The organism is Bordetella sp. 02P26C-1, from assembly GCF_009763255.1.
GTDB lineage: Bacteria > Pseudomonadota > Gammaproteobacteria > Burkholderiales > Burkholderiaceae_B > Bordetella_A.
The window spans coordinates 83,097-98,334 of the sequence record NZ_WSJB01000005.1 but is presented as its reverse complement, the minus strand read 5'-3'; the positions used below and the strand labels follow the sequence as shown (position 1 = coordinate 98,334).

Genomic DNA, 15,238 nt, shown 5'->3' with positions numbered 1-15,238 from the left:
AGCATTCGTCGTGGGTTTTTCCGAGGCTAGGCAGTATCTATGTTTCAAGTATTGTCGGCCACTAGGGAAAAGAATGTTGGTAAACATGAACGCATGTTAATCAACCGTAAAAAGAGACAGAGGCTGTTAGCGGTGATCGGATGCGCGCGTGGTATGCCTAGAATTCCGATTTCGATGGGTCTTGCTCGACGTTAGCCTGAATTGGCCATGGGTAAACCCGGCTATGACCGTAAAACATGGAATTTGCCGACATCCTGACCGCGCTCGATCCGCAGTTGCCTTGTGGCGAGGATCTCGAATACGACCTTGAGTTTCTGCAGTTGCAGCAAGCCGCGGTGGAGCGCAGCGAGCAGCAGTTCGGCTCGACGATCATTCCCGCGCAGCCTCCTGATTGGCGTGAAGTCGAGCGCCTGGCGCGCGGATTGTTAGAGCGCACGCGCGATATCCGCGTCATGGCGTACCTCACGCAGGCCTGGACCGAAGTGCGAGGGCTGCAGGGCTATGCGCAAGGCGTGACGCTGGTGGCCGATACGCTGGAGCGCTATTGGGAAGCGGTCCATCCGCGGCTCGACAGCGACGGCGATTACGACCCCATGCCGAGGATGAACGCATTGTCGTCATTGGGCGCACATGCGGGCTGCGCGCCTAGCGTCCGTTCGAGCCGACTTGTCAATGGCGTACATGGGCAGCTGACTTTACGCGATGCCGAATCCCTCTTGGATGGCAGTCGTGCCGACCCCGAGTTTTACCCGGGTGGCCGCGCGCGGTTGGTTGAGCATCTGCGTCAGGCATGGATGCAGCAAGACAGTGCGTTGGTGGCGATCGCCACAGCGGATGAGGGCTTGCGCCGTATTCAGCGCTTGGTGGCGGACAAGCTGGGGCGTGATTGGGTGCCCGACTATACGGCTATGTATCGCACGTTGAACGTGGTCTTGCAGGCACTGGGAGACAGCGTAGCCCAGCCGGCGCCGGTCGCACCCGGTACGGAAACGATACCGTCCGCGTCCGAGGTGAACGTTATGGATTCCCAGCATTCGCACACGGGGAACGTCGCTGCCCAGCCTGTCATGCGCTGGCAGGACGCGCAGATTCAATCGCGCGAGGAGGCATCGGCCATGTTGGCCAAAGTCTGCGCCTATTTCGAGGTGCATGAGCCTAGTCATCCCGCGCCGTATCTGATTCGTCGTGCTCAGCAACTGATTTCGATGAGCTTTCACGACATCATCAAGAACCTGGCGCCGCAAGGCCTGGAGCAATTCGAGACCTGGCTGCCCAAAGACGCCGATGGCGGCTCTGGCAACTGAGGTGACGACATGCTTGGCATAAATCGCAGCATAGGAGCGTAAACATGGCAACGACACTGAAGGGCAGCGGGCAGAAGTTCATCGCGCGCAATCGCGCCCCGCGCGTGCAGATCGAATACGACGTGGAAATCTATGGCGCTGAGCGCAAGATTCAGCTGCCCTTCGTCATGGGCGTGCTGGCGGATCTGGCGGGCCAATCGACGCAGGCCCAGCCGGATGTGGCCGAGCGCAAATTTCTGGATATCGACATCGATAATTTTGATGAACGCATGAAGTCGATCCAGCCGCGCGCGGCGTTTCACGTGCCCAATACGCTGACAGGCGAGGGCGAGCTCAACGTGGACATTACCTTCGAGAGCATCGATGACTTTTCGCCCGCTACCGTGGCGCGCAAGGTGGACGCCCTGAATCAACTGCTGCAGGCGCGCACACAGCTGGCGAATCTATTGACCTATATGGATGGCAAATCGGGTGCCGAAGAGCTGATCGGGAAAGTGCTCAACAACCCCGCGCTCATGAACGCATTGGCTGCAGCCCCCAATCCCGATGCATCCGCCGATGCACCCAATACGCCCGACTCGGATCCGGCCGCTAAATAACCGAACACGGAGGTCGCGATGACTGCAGTAGCCAAACACGAAGACGCGCAGAGTCCGCAAACGCTCGAAGCCGACGGCCTGTCGGCACTACTGAAAAAAGAGTTCAAGCCCAAGACTGAGCAGGCGCGCGAAGCGGTCGAGCATGCGGTGCGCACGTTGGCGCATCAAGCTCTGCAAAATAGTGGCGTGGCGGTGTCGACCGATGCCTATCGCACCATTCAAGCCATCATTGCAGAGATCGATCAAAAGCTATCGGATCAAATCAACCTGATTCTGCACCATTCCGCTTTCCAGCAGCTGGAAGGCGCGTGGCGCGGACTGCACTACCTCGTCACCAATACGGAAACAGACGAGCAGCTAAAGATCCGCGTGATGTGCATGTCGAAAAAGGAATTGGGCCGCACGCTCAAACGCCATAAGGGCGTGGGTTGGGATCAGAGCCCGATTTTCAAGCGCGTGTACGAAGAGGAATATGGTCAGTTCGGCGGTGAGCCGATAGGTTGTCTGGTGGGTGACTATCACTTCGATCACAGTCCACCGGATGTGGAGTTGCTGACCGAGATGGCGCGCATCGCGGCGGCCGCGCATTGCCCTTTTATCGCGGGTGCCTCGCCCAATGTCATGCAGATGGATTCATGGCAAGAGCTGGCCAATCCGCGCGACCTGACCAAGATCTTCACGAACACCGAGTATGCCGCCTGGCGCAGCCTGCGTGAGTCGGAGGATTCACGATATATCGGTCTGGCAATGCCGCGATTCCTCGGCCGGCTACCCTATGGCGCGCGCACGAGCCCCGTCGATGAATTCGATTTCGAGGAAGACACCGACGGTGCGAATCACGATCGCTACACCTGGGTCAATTCCGCGTATGCGATGGCGGCCAATATCAATCGCTCTTTCAAGCTCTATGGCTGGTGCACGTCGATACGTGGGGTGGAATCGGGCGGTGCGGTAGAGAATCTACCTTGTCACACGTTCCCGACCGACGATGGTGGTGTAGACATGAAGTGTCCCACCGAGATTGCCATCAGCGATCGCCGGGAGGCGGAGCTTGCCAAGAACGGCTTTATGCCGCTGGTGCATCGCAAGAACTCCGACTTCGCTGCGTTTATTGGCGCGCAGTCGCTGCAGAAACCGCATGAATACTACGACGCCGATGCGTCGGCCAACGCCAAGCTGTCGGCGCGCCTGCCCTATCTGTTCGCTTGCTGCCGCTTCGCGCATTACCTGAAGTGCATCGTCCGAGACAAGATCGGCTCGTTTCGCGAACGCGACGATATGGAGCGTTGGTTGAACGACTGGATCATGAATTACGTTGACGGGGATCCCGCCAACTCGTCCCAGGAGACCAAAGCGCGCAAGCCCCTGGCGGCCGCCGAGGTCCAAGTGCAGGAAATCGAGGACAACCCAGGGTACTACTCTGCGAAGTTTTTCCTGCGGCCGCATTATCAGCTCGAAGGGCTGACTGTGTCGCTGCGTCTGGTGTCCAAGCTGCCGTCGCTGAAAAAGAACGATGGTTGATGGACGTGTTGCCACCCGGCCGCAGTCAGGCAAGGAGGCATGGATCGCGGCACAGAGTGCCGTGACTGCAACTTAGGGAGAGCAAAGTGTCTGTAGACATGTTCATGAAAATCGATGGCGCCAATGGTGAGTCCAGGGATGCTAATCACAAGAACTGGACCGATATCATTTCGTTCTCGTGGGGCGCGACCCAGCCGGGCAATATGTCCAGCGGCGGCGGTCTGGGTGCCGGCAAGGCCAGTTTTAATGACCTGCATGTCGTGGCGCGCATCGACAAGGCCGCGCCCGCAGTGATGAAGCACTGCGCGAGCGGCAAGCACTTGAGCCGGATCGAACTGTCGGTGTGCAAGGCGGGTGGCCAACAAGTGGAATACACCAAGATCACGCTCGAGGATGTACTGGTTTCGTCTGTGCAGTTGTCTGGCGAAATGAATTCCGAGGCGGTGACCGTGAACTATGCGTTCCAGGCGGCCAAGGTCAAACAGCAATACTGGGAGCAAACCGAGCAAGGCGGCAAGGGTGCCGAAAGCCTGGTGGCCTGGGATATCAAACAGAACAAAGAGGTGGGCTGAGCCTGCTCTTGGCGGCGCGCGTCGATGGCGGCATCCTGGCCCGTTTTGCCGGGGCAGAGATGCTCAGGCGAGCCCGCCCGTCGTGACGCGAACCTCACCTCATGACGATGGGCGATGTGCGGGTCGGCCATCTGCTTTCGATTTACTCCGCGGGAATCGTTCATGAGCAAATCAGCTATCGCCTTGCGCGAAAGCAGCCTGGCCGAGCATTTGGAGGCTGTCCAGACCGAGATTCGCCGTCATCCCGCCGATGCGGATCTGCGCGCACAGCTGTTTCAACTGATGGCGGTGCAAGGCGATTGGGCACGCGCACTCGAGCAGATAAAGCTCGCCGCGCAGTTGAACCCGCAGGCGCAGCCGTCGGCCATTTTGTATGAACAGGTCATCGCCGGCGAAGCCCAGCGCGAACGCGTGTGGGCCGGGCTTGAGCCGCCCGCCGGCTTTGGCCATGCACCTGGCTGGTTCGAGGATCTGACGCTGGCCTTGCAGCGCGATGCCGATGCGCCTGAACAGGCGGCGGCATTGCGTGCGCAGGCCTATGAGGCGGCTCCGGCGACCGCTGGCGAGATCGGGGTGGCAGTCGAGGGCGTGGCCACTACGTTTGCCTGGATCAGTGATGGCGACAGCCGGCTGGGCCCCGTAATGGAGTTCATGATGGGTTCGCGCTATGGCTGGCTGCCCTTCGCGGCGTTGCGCAATGTGCGCATCCTGGCGCCGGAGGGTTTGGCAGATCTGGTGTGGGCGCAGGCCGAGATCACGACCACGGACGGACGCACGCACTACGGGGCGATTCCGGCGCGCTATCCGGCCTTGCCAGGGCAACAGTTCAGCGAATTGCCCGATGGCGTAAAGCTCGGCCGCATGACGGATTGGCACTGCTTGCATGAGGATATGTATGCGGGCATCGGCCAGAAGATGTGGATGACGGATCAAGGCGAATACGCCTTGCTGGATATCCGGACGGTGGAGATGGCTTGATGGCGGTTTACGAGTCGATGCGTCAGTCGCGGCAGGGGGATCCGCTGCCACGCAACGAACGCGTGGCGAAGGACCGCTTGCAGCCGTCGTTACTCGATCGTCTGATCGACCATGAACCCGCGAAAGGCGTTGAGCCGCGCGAAGCCTCGATGCTCACGCAGGCCGAGTTGCGCAACGCCGTGCTGCGCGACCTGCGCTGGTTGCTCAATACGGTGAACCTGCAGACCACGCACGATCTGTCGGCCTATCCACGCGTCATCGATTCCAGCTTGAATTTCGGACTGCATGCGATGGCCGGCAAACGCATGTCCGAGATCGATTGGATTGACGTGGAAGAGTCGATCCGCAATGCGATTGCCGCGTTCGAACCGCGCATCCTCGATTCCTCGGTGGAGGTCCGCTGTGTGACTGACACCGGCACGCTCGAGCACCACAACATCCTGAGTCTGGAAATCAAGGGCATGCTGTGGTGCGTGCCGCATCCGATGGAGTTCCTTTTTCGCACCGATATCGATCTGGAAAGCGGGCACATGGACCTGCGCGATCTGGGGGGCGGCTAATGGACGCGCGATTGCTGGACTACTACAACCGCGAGCTGGTGTATCTGCGTGAGCTGGGCGCCGAGTTTGCGCAGCAGTATCCCAAAGTCGCGGGCCGGCTGGGGATGAACAGTACCGAGGTCGCGGACCCGTATGTGGAACGGCTGCTAGAAGGCTTTAGCTTTTTGACGGCGCGCATTCACCTCAAGATGGATGCGGAGTTCCCGAGGTTTTCGCAGCGGCTGCTGGAAGTGGTGTACCCGAATTATCTGGCTCCCACGCCTGCCATGGCGGTGGTGCAGTTTGCACCCAGCATGAACGAGGGGACGTTAGCTCGCGGCTTCGATCTGCCGCGCGGCACCTTGCTGCGAGGTCGCATTCCGCGCGGCGAACAGACGGCTTGCGAGTTCATGACTGGACATGCCGTGCGATTGTGGCCGTTGCGGGTCACCGAGGCAGCCTTTACCGGCCCGCCACCCGACCTGCCTTTGACGCGATTGGGCTTGGGTGGGCGTAATGGCCGGGTGCTCAGTGCGTTGCGCGTGCGCATCGAGATCGGTGGCGGCGTGCGGCTCGAGGATATGGATCTGGACCAGTTGATGTTTCACCTGGCCGGTCCCGATCTGCAGATGCAGCGGCTGCTGGAAATTTTGATGGGCCATACGGTGGCGGTCCTAGGGCACGATACCGCGCGCCCGTTAAGCTGGATCAACAAGCTGCCGCCTTCAGCGGTGCGTCACGAAGGCTTTGACGACGACCAAGCTTTGTTGCCCGCCGATTCGCGTGTGTTTCAAGGGTATCGGCTACTGCAGGAGTATTTTGCGTTTCCTCGTCGCTTTCTTTTCTTCAGCGTGAATGATTTAAAGCGCGGGCTACGGTCGACGGTGCGCGCGGCCGATGCGCGACCCGATACACGCAGTTTTGAACTCACGTTCCTGTTTTCCGTGGCGGCGCCGGAACTCGAGGGCGCGGTTGCTGCCGAGCATCTGGCCTTGCATTGCGCGCCGGTCATCAACTTGTTTCCCAAGCGCGCCGACCGCATCGCGGTGACGCCTCGCACGAGCGAATACCACTTGGTCGTCGACCGGACCCGGCCCTTGGACTACGAGGTCTTCAGCGCGACGCAAGTCGTGGGGCATGCCTCGGCCGAGCGGCCTGAACAGGAGTTCCGACCTTTTTACGGCACACTGGGCAGCGACCCGGACGATTATGGGGCGTACTACTCCCTGCGCCGCGAGCCTCGCATGTTGTCGGAGCAAGCCAGACGTAACGGGACACGCACGGGCTATATCGGCAGCGAGGTGTTTATTTCCTTAGTGGATCGCAACGAGGCGCCGTTCTCGGGGCAACTGAGGCATCTGACGCTGCAGACCTTGTGTACGAACCGCGATCTGGCCATGTTGTTGCCATTGGGCACCGACACGGACTTTACGCTGCGGGTATCGGCGCCGGTGGGTGCGATCAAGGTATTGCATGGGCCGACGCGGCCGCATGCGGCCTTGGCCGAGAACGCGGCGACGTGGCATCTCATCAGTCATTTGGGCTTGAATTATTTAAGCCTCGTCGACCTGAACGCAGAGCAGGGCGCCCAGACGCTGCGCGAGATGTTGAATGTTTACGCCAAACTGGCCGACCCGGTGGTGCGTAAACATATCGCCGGTGTGCGGCATGTCAGCGCGGAACCCATGCATCATCGATTGCCCGTGCCAGGTCCCATCGTCTATGGCCGTGGTGTGCGTATCGGTCTACAAGTCGATGAGGCGGCGTTCTCGGGCATCAGTCCTTACCTGTTCGGCGCGGTGTTAGAGCAGTTTTTCGCGCGTCACGTCTCGATCAACATGATGTCCGAGCTGGTGTTGTCTACCCTGCAGCGTGGCGAAATTGCACGCTGGACGCCTCGCATGGGCGCGCGGCCCGCGGTGTAGGGCGATGAATTACGGAAAGAGGAATCTGTCATGAAACACGCGGCGAAACGTCAGTATCCTGCTTACGACCCGGTGCATCTGATCGGCACGGTGACGCAACGCGGCGAGGCGGGCGCGTACGTGGTCGAATGCGACGGCCGCCCGTGGACGGCGAGGCGGGCGGCAAGCTGCCTGCTGACGCCGCAGCTGGGCGACCAGGTGATGATCAGCGGCCCTGATGCGTCGCGCGTCTATCTCATCGCCGTCGTCGAACAAGCCGAGCCAGCCCATAGCGCGCTGGAAACCGCCGGGGATATGGTGCTGCGCGCCGGATCCGGCAATCTGACGCTGGAGGCGCCGCAAGCATTGCGGTTAAACGGCAAGGAGGAGGTAACGGTAGAGACCCCCAGCCTGCGACTGCAGGCGCAGGCTGCCGATTTCACGGCAAACACCTTGACCTACATTGGCAACGAGGTGGCCGCCACGGTGGGCTCGACGAGGCTGGTGGGCAAGGTCTACGAAGCCGTCATGGATCGCTTGTCGCTCTTGTCGCGCATCACTTTTCGCGTGGCCGAAGAGGTCGAGCATGTGCGCACGGGCTCGCTGGATTATCGCGCCGATAAAAGTGCGCGTGTGCACGGCGCCTATACGATGATCACGGCGGATAAGCTCGTCAAGGTAGACGGCAAGCAGATTCACATGGGATGAGCATGGCCGACACTGTGACGCATGACGGGGAACATGCCGCGCCATCGACCGCATCCACGGCGAAGGATGTGGGCGGGGCCCAAAATCAGTCCAAGGAAGGAGTTGCCATATCGGCGCGGCCGGCCATGCCAGCAGAGTTCTGGCATGCGCTCGCACAGAATCCCTATGCGCACGATCTGTTTCATACGCTGCGCTGGATCGATGCGCGTGCCCCGGGCCGTGTGCCGCTGGGCCGCGAATCCGTGCCACGCAACGAGCCAGTCCGGCTGCGGCAAGAACCCTCCATGGCGTTCGCGCCATCGACGCTGGCCTCCGTGGACGCCGGGCGCGACGGCCGTCCGCCCGAGATATCGATCTACAGCTTTGGGTTGTTTGGGCCTAATGGCCCGCTGCCGCTGCATTTGACGGAGTTCGTGCGCGAACGTATCCATCATTATGGGGATCGCACATTGGCCGGATTCGCCGATGTGTTCCATCACAGGTTGATACTGCTGTTCTACCGCGCTTGGGCCGACGCACAAAGCACGGCCAGTCTCGACCGCAAGGAGGCCAGCTTTACGCGGTATATCGCAAGCCTGCTCCATATGGGCATGCCGTCGCTCGCTCGACGCGACACGGTGATGGATCATGCGAAGTTCTTCATGGCCGGGCATCTGCTGCGTCAGACGCGCAATCCGGAAGGACTCAGGCACATTTTGCAGACGTTTTTCGCCGTTCGGGTGCGCATTGAGGAATACGTACCGCAATGGATACGGCTGGAGCCTGCGCAACGTTTAGGCTTATCCGGATCGATGGGGCTAGGTCGCGACACGATCCTGGGGCTTGCCGTGCGCGATGCGCAGCACAAGTTTCGCATTGAACTCGGGCCGCTCTCGCATGACCAATACACCAGTTTTCTGCCCGGGGGCCATCGTGCGCGGCAGCTGTTGCACTGGGTGCGAGATTACATCGGCGTGGAGTTTGCCTGGGACGTACGGCCGGTGCTCAAACACGATCAAGTGCAAGGCATCAGACTTGGCGCCGCGCAGCCGCTGGGATTGTCGTCCTGGGTGGGAAAACGGCGCGCGCGGCAGGGCGATGCGCGCGACTTGTTGCTCGATTATGAAAGCCGCGAGCGCCGCGCGCGCGCAAGCGCCTCACACTGAACCGTAGAACACAACATGTCCGACATCGGCCGCATCGATCTTTTTGGCAAACTCGATCCTCTGCTGTATCAGTCGCTCGAGGGGGCGACGGCGTTTTGTAAATTGCGCGGAAATCCCTATGTCGAGCTGGTGCATTGGATCCATCAGATCGTGCACATGCAGGACAGTGACCTGCACCGTATCGCGCAGAGATTCGATCTGGACATGGGCCGTCTGCAGGCCGACCTTACCGCCGCGCTGGATCAATTGCCGCGCGGGGCCAGCTCGGTATCGGACCTGTCGGAACATATCGATTCCGCGGTAGAACGAGCGTGGGTGTTGGGTTCCTTGCGCTATGGGGCCCAGCGCATCCGCGGCGGGCATTTGCTGGCAGGGCTGGTAAAGACCTATGCATTACGCAATGTGCTGGTGGGGATGTCGGATCAGTTCACCCGTATCGTGCCGGATCTGTTGCTAGAGCAACTGATGCAGATTGTGCAAGGCTCGCCTGAGGATGCTGATGCAACCGCTGTGGCGTCTGCTGCCGGGCAGGACCAGGCGGTGCCCGGTGGGCGTTCAGCACTGGCGCAGTATGCGGTCGATCTGACGGCGCGTGCGCGGGCGGGAGAGATCGATCCGGTTTCGGGCCGGGATGAGGAGATCCGCCAGATCGTCGATATCCTGATGCGGCGCCGGCAGAATAACCCTCTGCTCGCGGGCGAGGCGGGTGTCGGCAAGACGGCGGTCGTGGAAGGACTGGCATTGCGGCTGGCCTCGGGCGATGTGCCGCCGCCGCTACGAGAGGTGGCGCTATGGCTGCTGGATATCGGCCTGCTGCAGGCCGGTGCCGGGGTCAAGGGAGAATTCGAACAGCGGCTGCGCGCCGTGATCGACGAAGTGCAGTGCAGCCCGCGTCCTGTTGTATTGTTCATCGACGAGATTCATACCCTGATCGGCGCGGGCGGTGCGGCGGGTACGGGTGACGCCGCGAATTTGCTCAAGCCTGCATTGGCGCGCGGCCAGCTGCGCACGATCGGCGCGACAACTTGGTCCGAGTACAAAAAGTATATTGAGAAAGACCCCGCGTTGACGCGGCGGTTTCAGGTGGTGCAGATTCACGAACCGTCCGAGCCGCGCGCCGTCGGGATGCTGCGCGGTTTGGCCGCCACGCTGGAGACGCACCATCAAGTGTTGCTGCTGGACGAGGCGATCGAGGCGGCGGTGTCGCTATCGCACAGGTATATCCCGGCGCGTCAACTGCCGGACAAGGCCGTCGCCTTGCTGGACACGGCGTGCGCGCGCGTGGCCATCAGTCAGCATGCGGTGCCTGCGGAGCTGGAAGCGGTGCGCAAGCGTATCGAGGCCTTGGAGATCGAGCTGCGTATTGCGAAGCGCGAAGCACATATTGGCGTCGGAGAAAGCCTGCGTGTGGATCAGGTGATGGCCGATCTCGCACAGGCGCGCGATGCGCAAAGCCATCTCACGCAACGCTGGGAAAGCGAACGTGACCTGGTCGAGCGGGTGTATACGTTGCGTCGCGAGCTGGAGGACATCGCGGCCTCGTCTACGGCAGAGTCCTCCGACACGAGTGAGCAAGATGTCCAGCGCCTGCGCGGCGAACTTAAGCAGGCACAAGCCGAACTCTCGGAAAGGCAGGGCGAGCAGGCGTTGATCTATCCCGCTGTCGATGCGGCCGCCGTGGCGGCGGTCGTGGCCGATTGGACGGGTATCCCCGTGGGCCGCATGGTGCGCGACGAAGCTCAGTCGGTATTGCGATTGGCCGATACGCTGGAACAGCGGGTGATCGGTCAGCGCTATGCCCTGGAGACGATCGCGCGCCGTATTCAGACTTCGCGCGCCAAACTCACCGACCCGAATAAACCCGTAGGCGTGTTTTTGCTGTGTGGCCCGAGCGGCGTGGGGAAAACGGAAACGGCACTCAGCCTGGCTCAGGCACTGTTCGGCGGTGAACAGAATCTCATCTCCATCAATATGAGCGAGTTTCAGGAATCGCACACGGTGTCCACCCTGAAAGGGGCGCCTCCTGGATATGTTGGCTATGGCGAAGGCGGCGTATTGACCGAAGCGGTGCGCCGCCGCCCCTATAGCGTGGTGTTGCTCGACGAAGTCGAGAAAGCGCATCCCGATGTGCACGAGATATTTTTCCAGGTGTTCGACAAGGGTTGGATGGAGGATGGCGAGGGTCGCTACATTGATTTCCGCAACACGGTCATCATCCTGACTTCCAATGTCGGGACGGATCTGATCACTGCATTGTGCAAGGATCCCGCTTTGATGCCCGAGCCCGAGGCGTTGGCTACCGCACTGCGCGAGCCTTTGTTTAAGGTCTTTCCCCCGGCGCTGTTAGGACGGTTAGTTGCCGTGCCGTATATGCCGCTATCGGATGCGATGCTCGCGCGCATCGTTGAGCTGCAGTTCGACCGGATCGGTCAGCGTCTGCAGGACCAACATGGCATCGCATTCGAGGTCAGCCCCGAAGCGAACGCATTGGTGGTGGCGCGCTGCACAGAGGTGGAATCTGGTGGTCGCATGATTGACGCTATTTTGACCAACACCGTATTGCCTGAAATTAGCCGCGAGCTGTTGATGGCGGCGATGGACGGGCGGCGCATGCAGTCTGTGCGCGTGGGAGCCAACGGCGTGGAGTTTGATTATCACTACGACTACAGTGGTTGACGCTACGGCACGATTATTTGGTCCTGCCGGAGGGGGGGCGAGCCGGCGGTTGCTCGTGCTTGGCTTCCCGCGCGTGTTCGGGCGTTGCAGACTTGACGCGGCTGGGGCGCAGAAAGCCGCCGGTTTCACGGGTGTGATCGCGTGCGGTCCACTGGTCGTGCGCGGGCTCTTGTTTCGGATCGAACGTGTCACGCAACGGGTCCATGCGATGTGGCGCGAGCGGATCGTGCGCGGGCAAGGTCGAAGGGGTGGGGTCGGAAAATACATGCTCGACATCGGGCTCCTCGTGCGGGTCAAGCAGGTCCAGCGGATCGCGCGCGGGGCCGCTCACGTTCGCGTCGCCGCGGGGCAATTGTCGCAATGGGTCTTCGGGGTTACGTTCTCCGGCAGATTCCATGTCGAACGGATGCGTGCTCACATCTGGCACGCTGCCTACGGGCAGGGTACCGGGGCCGAACAGACCGCTGAAGACGTCGTCACTCTGCGCTGGTGTCTCGGTGTCGGATGCTTGAGACGATTCGGCTTGCGGCGCATAAGCCTCGACGCCTGCTCCGGCATTTTCGGCGAGCTCGATGTTCGGTATCTCGGCGACACGGTCTTGGGACAGCGTGTCGCTTTGTGCAGCGCGGTCGGTCACAGGTTCCGCGATCGCTTCGGGCACCTCTTCGGGCTGTGCGGTATCAGGCATTGCCGAGGCATGCTCGAACTCCGACCCCGGCGTTGCGGTGTCGAGCAAGGGGCTTTCCAGCAAAGGATCCGGCTCGGGCTGCAGCAACGGCGTAGTCGCGGCGGCGCTGACCGCCACGCCCGCCATCGCTTCAATGTCCGGGTCTTGCGCCAGTATGGTGTAGGGGCCGATTTGCAATTGATCCCCCGAGGTGAACGGCAGCTCTTGATCGCGCTCGATCTGACGTCCATTCAGTCGAACTTCGCTCATGCTGCTGAGGTTCACCAGATAGCACGCATCGTCGGTGATACGCACGGCCGCTTGCACTCTGCAGATACCGCGTTTCGGATCGGGCAGACGCAAAGCGTTATCAGGCGAGCGGCCGATAGTGCCACCCGGCGCGTGAAAGACGGTGGACCAGGGTGCGATCAAACCCGACTCATCCGGTCGTTGCTGCACGGTAAGTTTCATGCCGGCGCCTCCTATGCGAGATTCGATGATAACGACTGCGGGAGGTCGATACGATGACGGCTAGTTATGAAGTTTTATCTACGCGCCGGTTTTTCTCCGCACGGCGTAACAGTGGTAACTCTTTCTTTTTTCGCACGACAAGATTTTTGTTTTCCCTTGTCATAAGCGGTTTGTTACCCGCTAGAGGAGGTGCTGCGTAAATGGGGACTTTCCGTCATACCTTTATCGCGGTTGGCAAAGGCTTATGCCTCGGATGGTTGGCTCTGCTGATGCTCGTGATCGCAGGATGTTCCTCTACTGCACGCCGCGTCCCCGTGCCCTATGCGATCGAATTGGCTGCGGATAAGCAGGTGAATCCCGATGCGAACGGACGCCCCTCGCCCGTGCAAGTCACGATCTACGAGTTAAGTTCGTCGACGGCTTTTGGCTCGCGAGATTTCTTCGCCCTGCAATCCGATCCGCAGGCAGCGCTAGGGAAGGAATTGCTGAACACGGATCAGGTGGTGTTGCGTCCTGGTGAGACAAAGACGCTGCAATACCCTGGCAGCAGCGAAGCGCGCATGGTCGGCATCGTCGCCGCCTATCGCGATCTGGAGCACAGCCAGTGGCGGCTGGTAGTCGAACTGCCCGAAGCGCAGAACACCAATATCTTCAAGATATGGCAGTTCTCGCCGAACGAGGAAACCATCAAGGTCGCCGTCAAGAATCACGAGGTCATCGTGACTGATCGAGACCGATCATGGTGGCCATTTTGATAGCAACCTCCTCGCTGCCTCGGGACGACGCATCGAATCCTACACTCAAGCATAGCTATGGCAGAGAAGAATAAAGTCATCTGGTCGGAGGGGATGTTCCTGCGACCCCAGCATTTCCAGCAGTTCGAGCGCTATATCGAGAACACGCTGGCGCAGCGCACGGCCGCACTGCATGGGTTTTACTGGGGGTTTAGACATCTCGCTTTCGATCGTGAAGCGCTGGCTATCGGCAAACTCGTCGTGACCGAGGCACAAGGGGTACTGCCTGATGGGACCACGTTCGGCTTTGCCAACCCTGACGATGCGCCCGGCGCGCTGGAGGTGCCCGCGGCCGCGCAGGATGTGCGCGTGATGCTCGCGCTGCCTCGCGTGCGGCCCGGTGCGACGGAGGTGCAATACGAGGACGAGCCCGATTCCTTGGCGCGATATCTGGTGCGGGAGACCGAGGTCGAAGATTCGGGTGCGATTGGCATGGAGCCTGCGTTGTTGCAGGTAGGACGTTTGCGACTGCGTATGATGCTCGAAACCGATATGGGCGATGAGTGGGTCGGCATCGGCGTGGCGCGCGTGATCGAACGTCGTGCCGACAATCGCGTGGTGCTGGATGAACGCTATATCCCTCCTTCGCTATCGTTTGGCGAACAGCCTCTTTTGCTGGGCTTTGCGCAAGAGCTGTATGGCTTGCTGCAAGCCCGCAGCGAGGTGCTGGCCGCGCGATTGTCACAACCGGGGCGAGGCGGTGTGTCGGAGGTCGCTGACTTCATGCTGCTAGAGACTGTCAATCGCTACATCGGCGCGTTATGGCATATGCGTCAGGCTGGCTGGTTGCACCCGGAACGGCTCTTTCATGACTGGTTGATGCTGGCTTGCGATCTCGCCACCTATACATCGGCGAGCAGGCGCCCCGAAGTGTTGCCGGTATATGAGCATGATGATTTGCAGGCCACTTTTGGCGCTTTGATGGATGAGTTGCGCCGATCCCTTTCGGCTGTGCTGGAGCAGCACGCCTTGCAGATCCCGCTGCAGGATCGTGGCCAGGGCGTGCGGGTGGCGCAGATCCCGGATCTGGATCTCCTGCGTACAGCGGGTTTCGTGCTGGCCGTGCATGCGGATATGCCTTCGGACACGGTGCGCGCGCGCTTTCCCGCGCAGGTCAAGATTGGGCCGGTCGAGCGGATACGCGATCTGGTGCATCTGCAGCTGCCGGGGGTGAGGGTGCGCGCCTTGCCCGTGGCCCCCAGGCAGATCCCGTATAGCGCCGGGCATATATATTTCGAGCTGGATAAAGGTGGCGATTTCTGGAAGCAGCTGGAGCGTACCGGCGCGCTCGCGCTGCATCTGGCCGGTGAGTTCCCCGGCCTGACCATGGAGTTCTGGGCAATACGCGATTAACGGTGGC

Annotated in this window: 13 protein-coding genes; 12 read left to right on the top strand and 1 reads right to left on the bottom strand. The window is 60.8% G+C overall.

Annotation, left to right across the window (positions count from 1 at the left end):
- Positions 1-236: 236 nt before the first annotated feature.
- From tssA to tssH, 10 genes are all read left to right on the top strand, one after another.
- On the top strand, positions 237-1,304 hold the full coding sequence (gene tssA / locus GOQ28_RS03700) for a type VI secretion system protein TssA (RefSeq protein WP_160355472.1): 1,068 nt from the start codon (positions 237-239) through the stop codon (positions 1,302-1,304).
- Between the two features lie 44 nt (positions 1,305-1,348).
- A complete protein-coding gene (tssB, locus tag GOQ28_RS03695; protein ID WP_160355471.1) occupies positions 1,349-1,903 on the top strand; it encodes a type VI secretion system contractile sheath small subunit in 555 nt (184 codons plus the stop codon).
- Between the two features lie 18 nt (positions 1,904-1,921).
- A complete protein-coding gene (tssC, locus tag GOQ28_RS03690; protein ID WP_160355470.1) occupies positions 1,922-3,424 on the top strand; it encodes a type VI secretion system contractile sheath large subunit in 1,503 nt (500 codons plus the stop codon).
- Positions 3,425-3,510: 86 nt separating this feature from the next.
- The gene (locus GOQ28_RS03685) at positions 3,511-3,996 is read left to right on the top strand and encodes a type VI secretion system tube protein TssD (RefSeq protein WP_160348735.1); all 486 of its coding nucleotides are present in this window, start codon (positions 3,511-3,513) and stop codon (positions 3,994-3,996) included.
- A gap of 162 nt (positions 3,997-4,158) precedes the next feature.
- Positions 4,159-4,974 carry a type VI secretion system accessory protein TagJ gene (locus tag GOQ28_RS03680; RefSeq protein WP_160355469.1) on the top strand — a complete coding sequence of 272 codons (816 nt, stop codon included), beginning with the start codon at positions 4,159-4,161 and terminating at the stop codon, positions 4,972-4,974.
- Complete coding sequence (gene tssE, locus GOQ28_RS03675; RefSeq protein ID WP_236844208.1) at positions 4,974-5,534, top strand: type VI secretion system baseplate subunit TssE; 561 nt, start codon at positions 4,974-4,976, stop codon at positions 5,532-5,534. The genes GOQ28_RS03680 and tssE overlap by 1 nt, the downstream gene beginning before the upstream one ends.
- Positions 5,534-7,438 (top strand): type VI secretion system baseplate subunit TssF, encoded by a 1,905-nt coding sequence (gene tssF, locus GOQ28_RS03670; protein ID WP_160355468.1) that lies wholly within the window; start codon positions 5,534-5,536, stop codon positions 7,436-7,438. The genes tssE and tssF overlap by 1 nt, the downstream gene beginning before the upstream one ends.
- A gap of 30 nt (positions 7,439-7,468) precedes the next feature.
- Positions 7,469-8,125: a DUF3540 domain-containing protein gene (locus GOQ28_RS03665; RefSeq protein ID WP_160355467.1), complete on the top strand. Its 657-nt coding sequence runs from the start codon at positions 7,469-7,471 to the stop codon at positions 8,123-8,125.
- Between the two features lie 125 nt (positions 8,126-8,250).
- Positions 8,251-9,270, top strand: coding sequence for a type VI secretion system baseplate subunit TssG (tssG, locus tag GOQ28_RS03660; RefSeq protein ID WP_236844217.1), 1,020 nt, complete (start codon positions 8,251-8,253; stop codon positions 9,268-9,270).
- Positions 9,271-9,285: 15 nt separating this feature from the next.
- Entirely contained in the window at positions 9,286-11,946 is a 2,661-nt protein-coding gene (gene tssH / locus GOQ28_RS03655) for a type VI secretion system ATPase TssH (RefSeq protein ID WP_160355465.1), read from the top strand.
- Between the two features lie 13 nt (positions 11,947-11,959).
- On the opposite strand, the gene GOQ28_RS18570 is transcribed toward tssH, so the two are convergent.
- On the bottom strand, positions 11,960-13,084 hold the full coding sequence (locus GOQ28_RS18570; protein WP_236844207.1) for an FHA domain-containing protein: 1,125 nt from the start codon (positions 13,082-13,084) through the stop codon (positions 11,960-11,962).
- 200 nt (positions 13,085-13,284) lie between these two features.
- Here GOQ28_RS18570 and tssJ point away from each other — a divergent pair, with 200 nt between their 5' ends.
- Both tssJ and tssK read left to right on the top strand, forming a co-directional pair.
- Positions 13,285-13,839 carry a type VI secretion system lipoprotein TssJ gene (tssJ, locus tag GOQ28_RS03645; RefSeq protein WP_160355464.1) on the top strand — a complete coding sequence of 185 codons (555 nt, stop codon included), beginning with the start codon at positions 13,285-13,287 and terminating at the stop codon, positions 13,837-13,839.
- Between the two features lie 57 nt (positions 13,840-13,896).
- Positions 13,897-15,231 (top strand): type VI secretion system baseplate subunit TssK, encoded by a 1,335-nt coding sequence (gene tssK, locus GOQ28_RS03640; RefSeq protein WP_160355463.1) that lies wholly within the window; start codon positions 13,897-13,899, stop codon positions 15,229-15,231.
- Positions 15,232-15,238 lie beyond the last annotated feature (7 nt).

Bases quoted from the DNA above. Each gene is read 5' to 3' on its own strand.
- tssA (WP_160355472.1), top strand. From the start codon at position 237: ATGGAATTTGCCGACATCCTGACCGCGCTCGATCCGCAGTTGCCTTGT.
- tssB (WP_160355471.1), top strand. From the start codon at position 1,349: ATGGCAACGACACTGAAGGGCAGCGGGCAGAAGTTCATCGCGCGCAAT.
- tssC (WP_160355470.1), top strand. From the start codon at position 1,922: ATGACTGCAGTAGCCAAACACGAAGACGCGCAGAGTCCGCAAACGCTC.
- GOQ28_RS03680 (WP_160355469.1), top strand. From the start codon at position 4,159: ATGAGCAAATCAGCTATCGCCTTGCGCGAAAGCAGCCTGGCCGAGCAT.
- tssE (WP_236844208.1), top strand. From the start codon at position 4,974: ATGGCGGTTTACGAGTCGATGCGTCAGTCGCGGCAGGGGGATCCGCTG.
- tssF (WP_160355468.1), top strand. From the start codon at position 5,534: ATGGACGCGCGATTGCTGGACTACTACAACCGCGAGCTGGTGTATCTG.
- GOQ28_RS03665 (WP_160355467.1), top strand. From the start codon at position 7,469: ATGAAACACGCGGCGAAACGTCAGTATCCTGCTTACGACCCGGTGCAT.
- tssG (WP_236844217.1), top strand. From the start codon at position 8,251: ATGCCAGCAGAGTTCTGGCATGCGCTCGCACAGAATCCCTATGCGCAC.
- tssH (WP_160355465.1), top strand. From the start codon at position 9,286: ATGTCCGACATCGGCCGCATCGATCTTTTTGGCAAACTCGATCCTCTG.
- GOQ28_RS18570 (WP_236844207.1), bottom strand. From the start codon at position 13,084: ATGAAACTTACCGTGCAGCAACGACCGGATGAGTCGGGTTTGATCGCA.
- tssJ (WP_160355464.1), top strand. From the start codon at position 13,285: ATGGGGACTTTCCGTCATACCTTTATCGCGGTTGGCAAAGGCTTATGC.
- tssK (WP_160355463.1), top strand. From the start codon at position 13,897: ATGGCAGAGAAGAATAAAGTCATCTGGTCGGAGGGGATGTTCCTGCGA.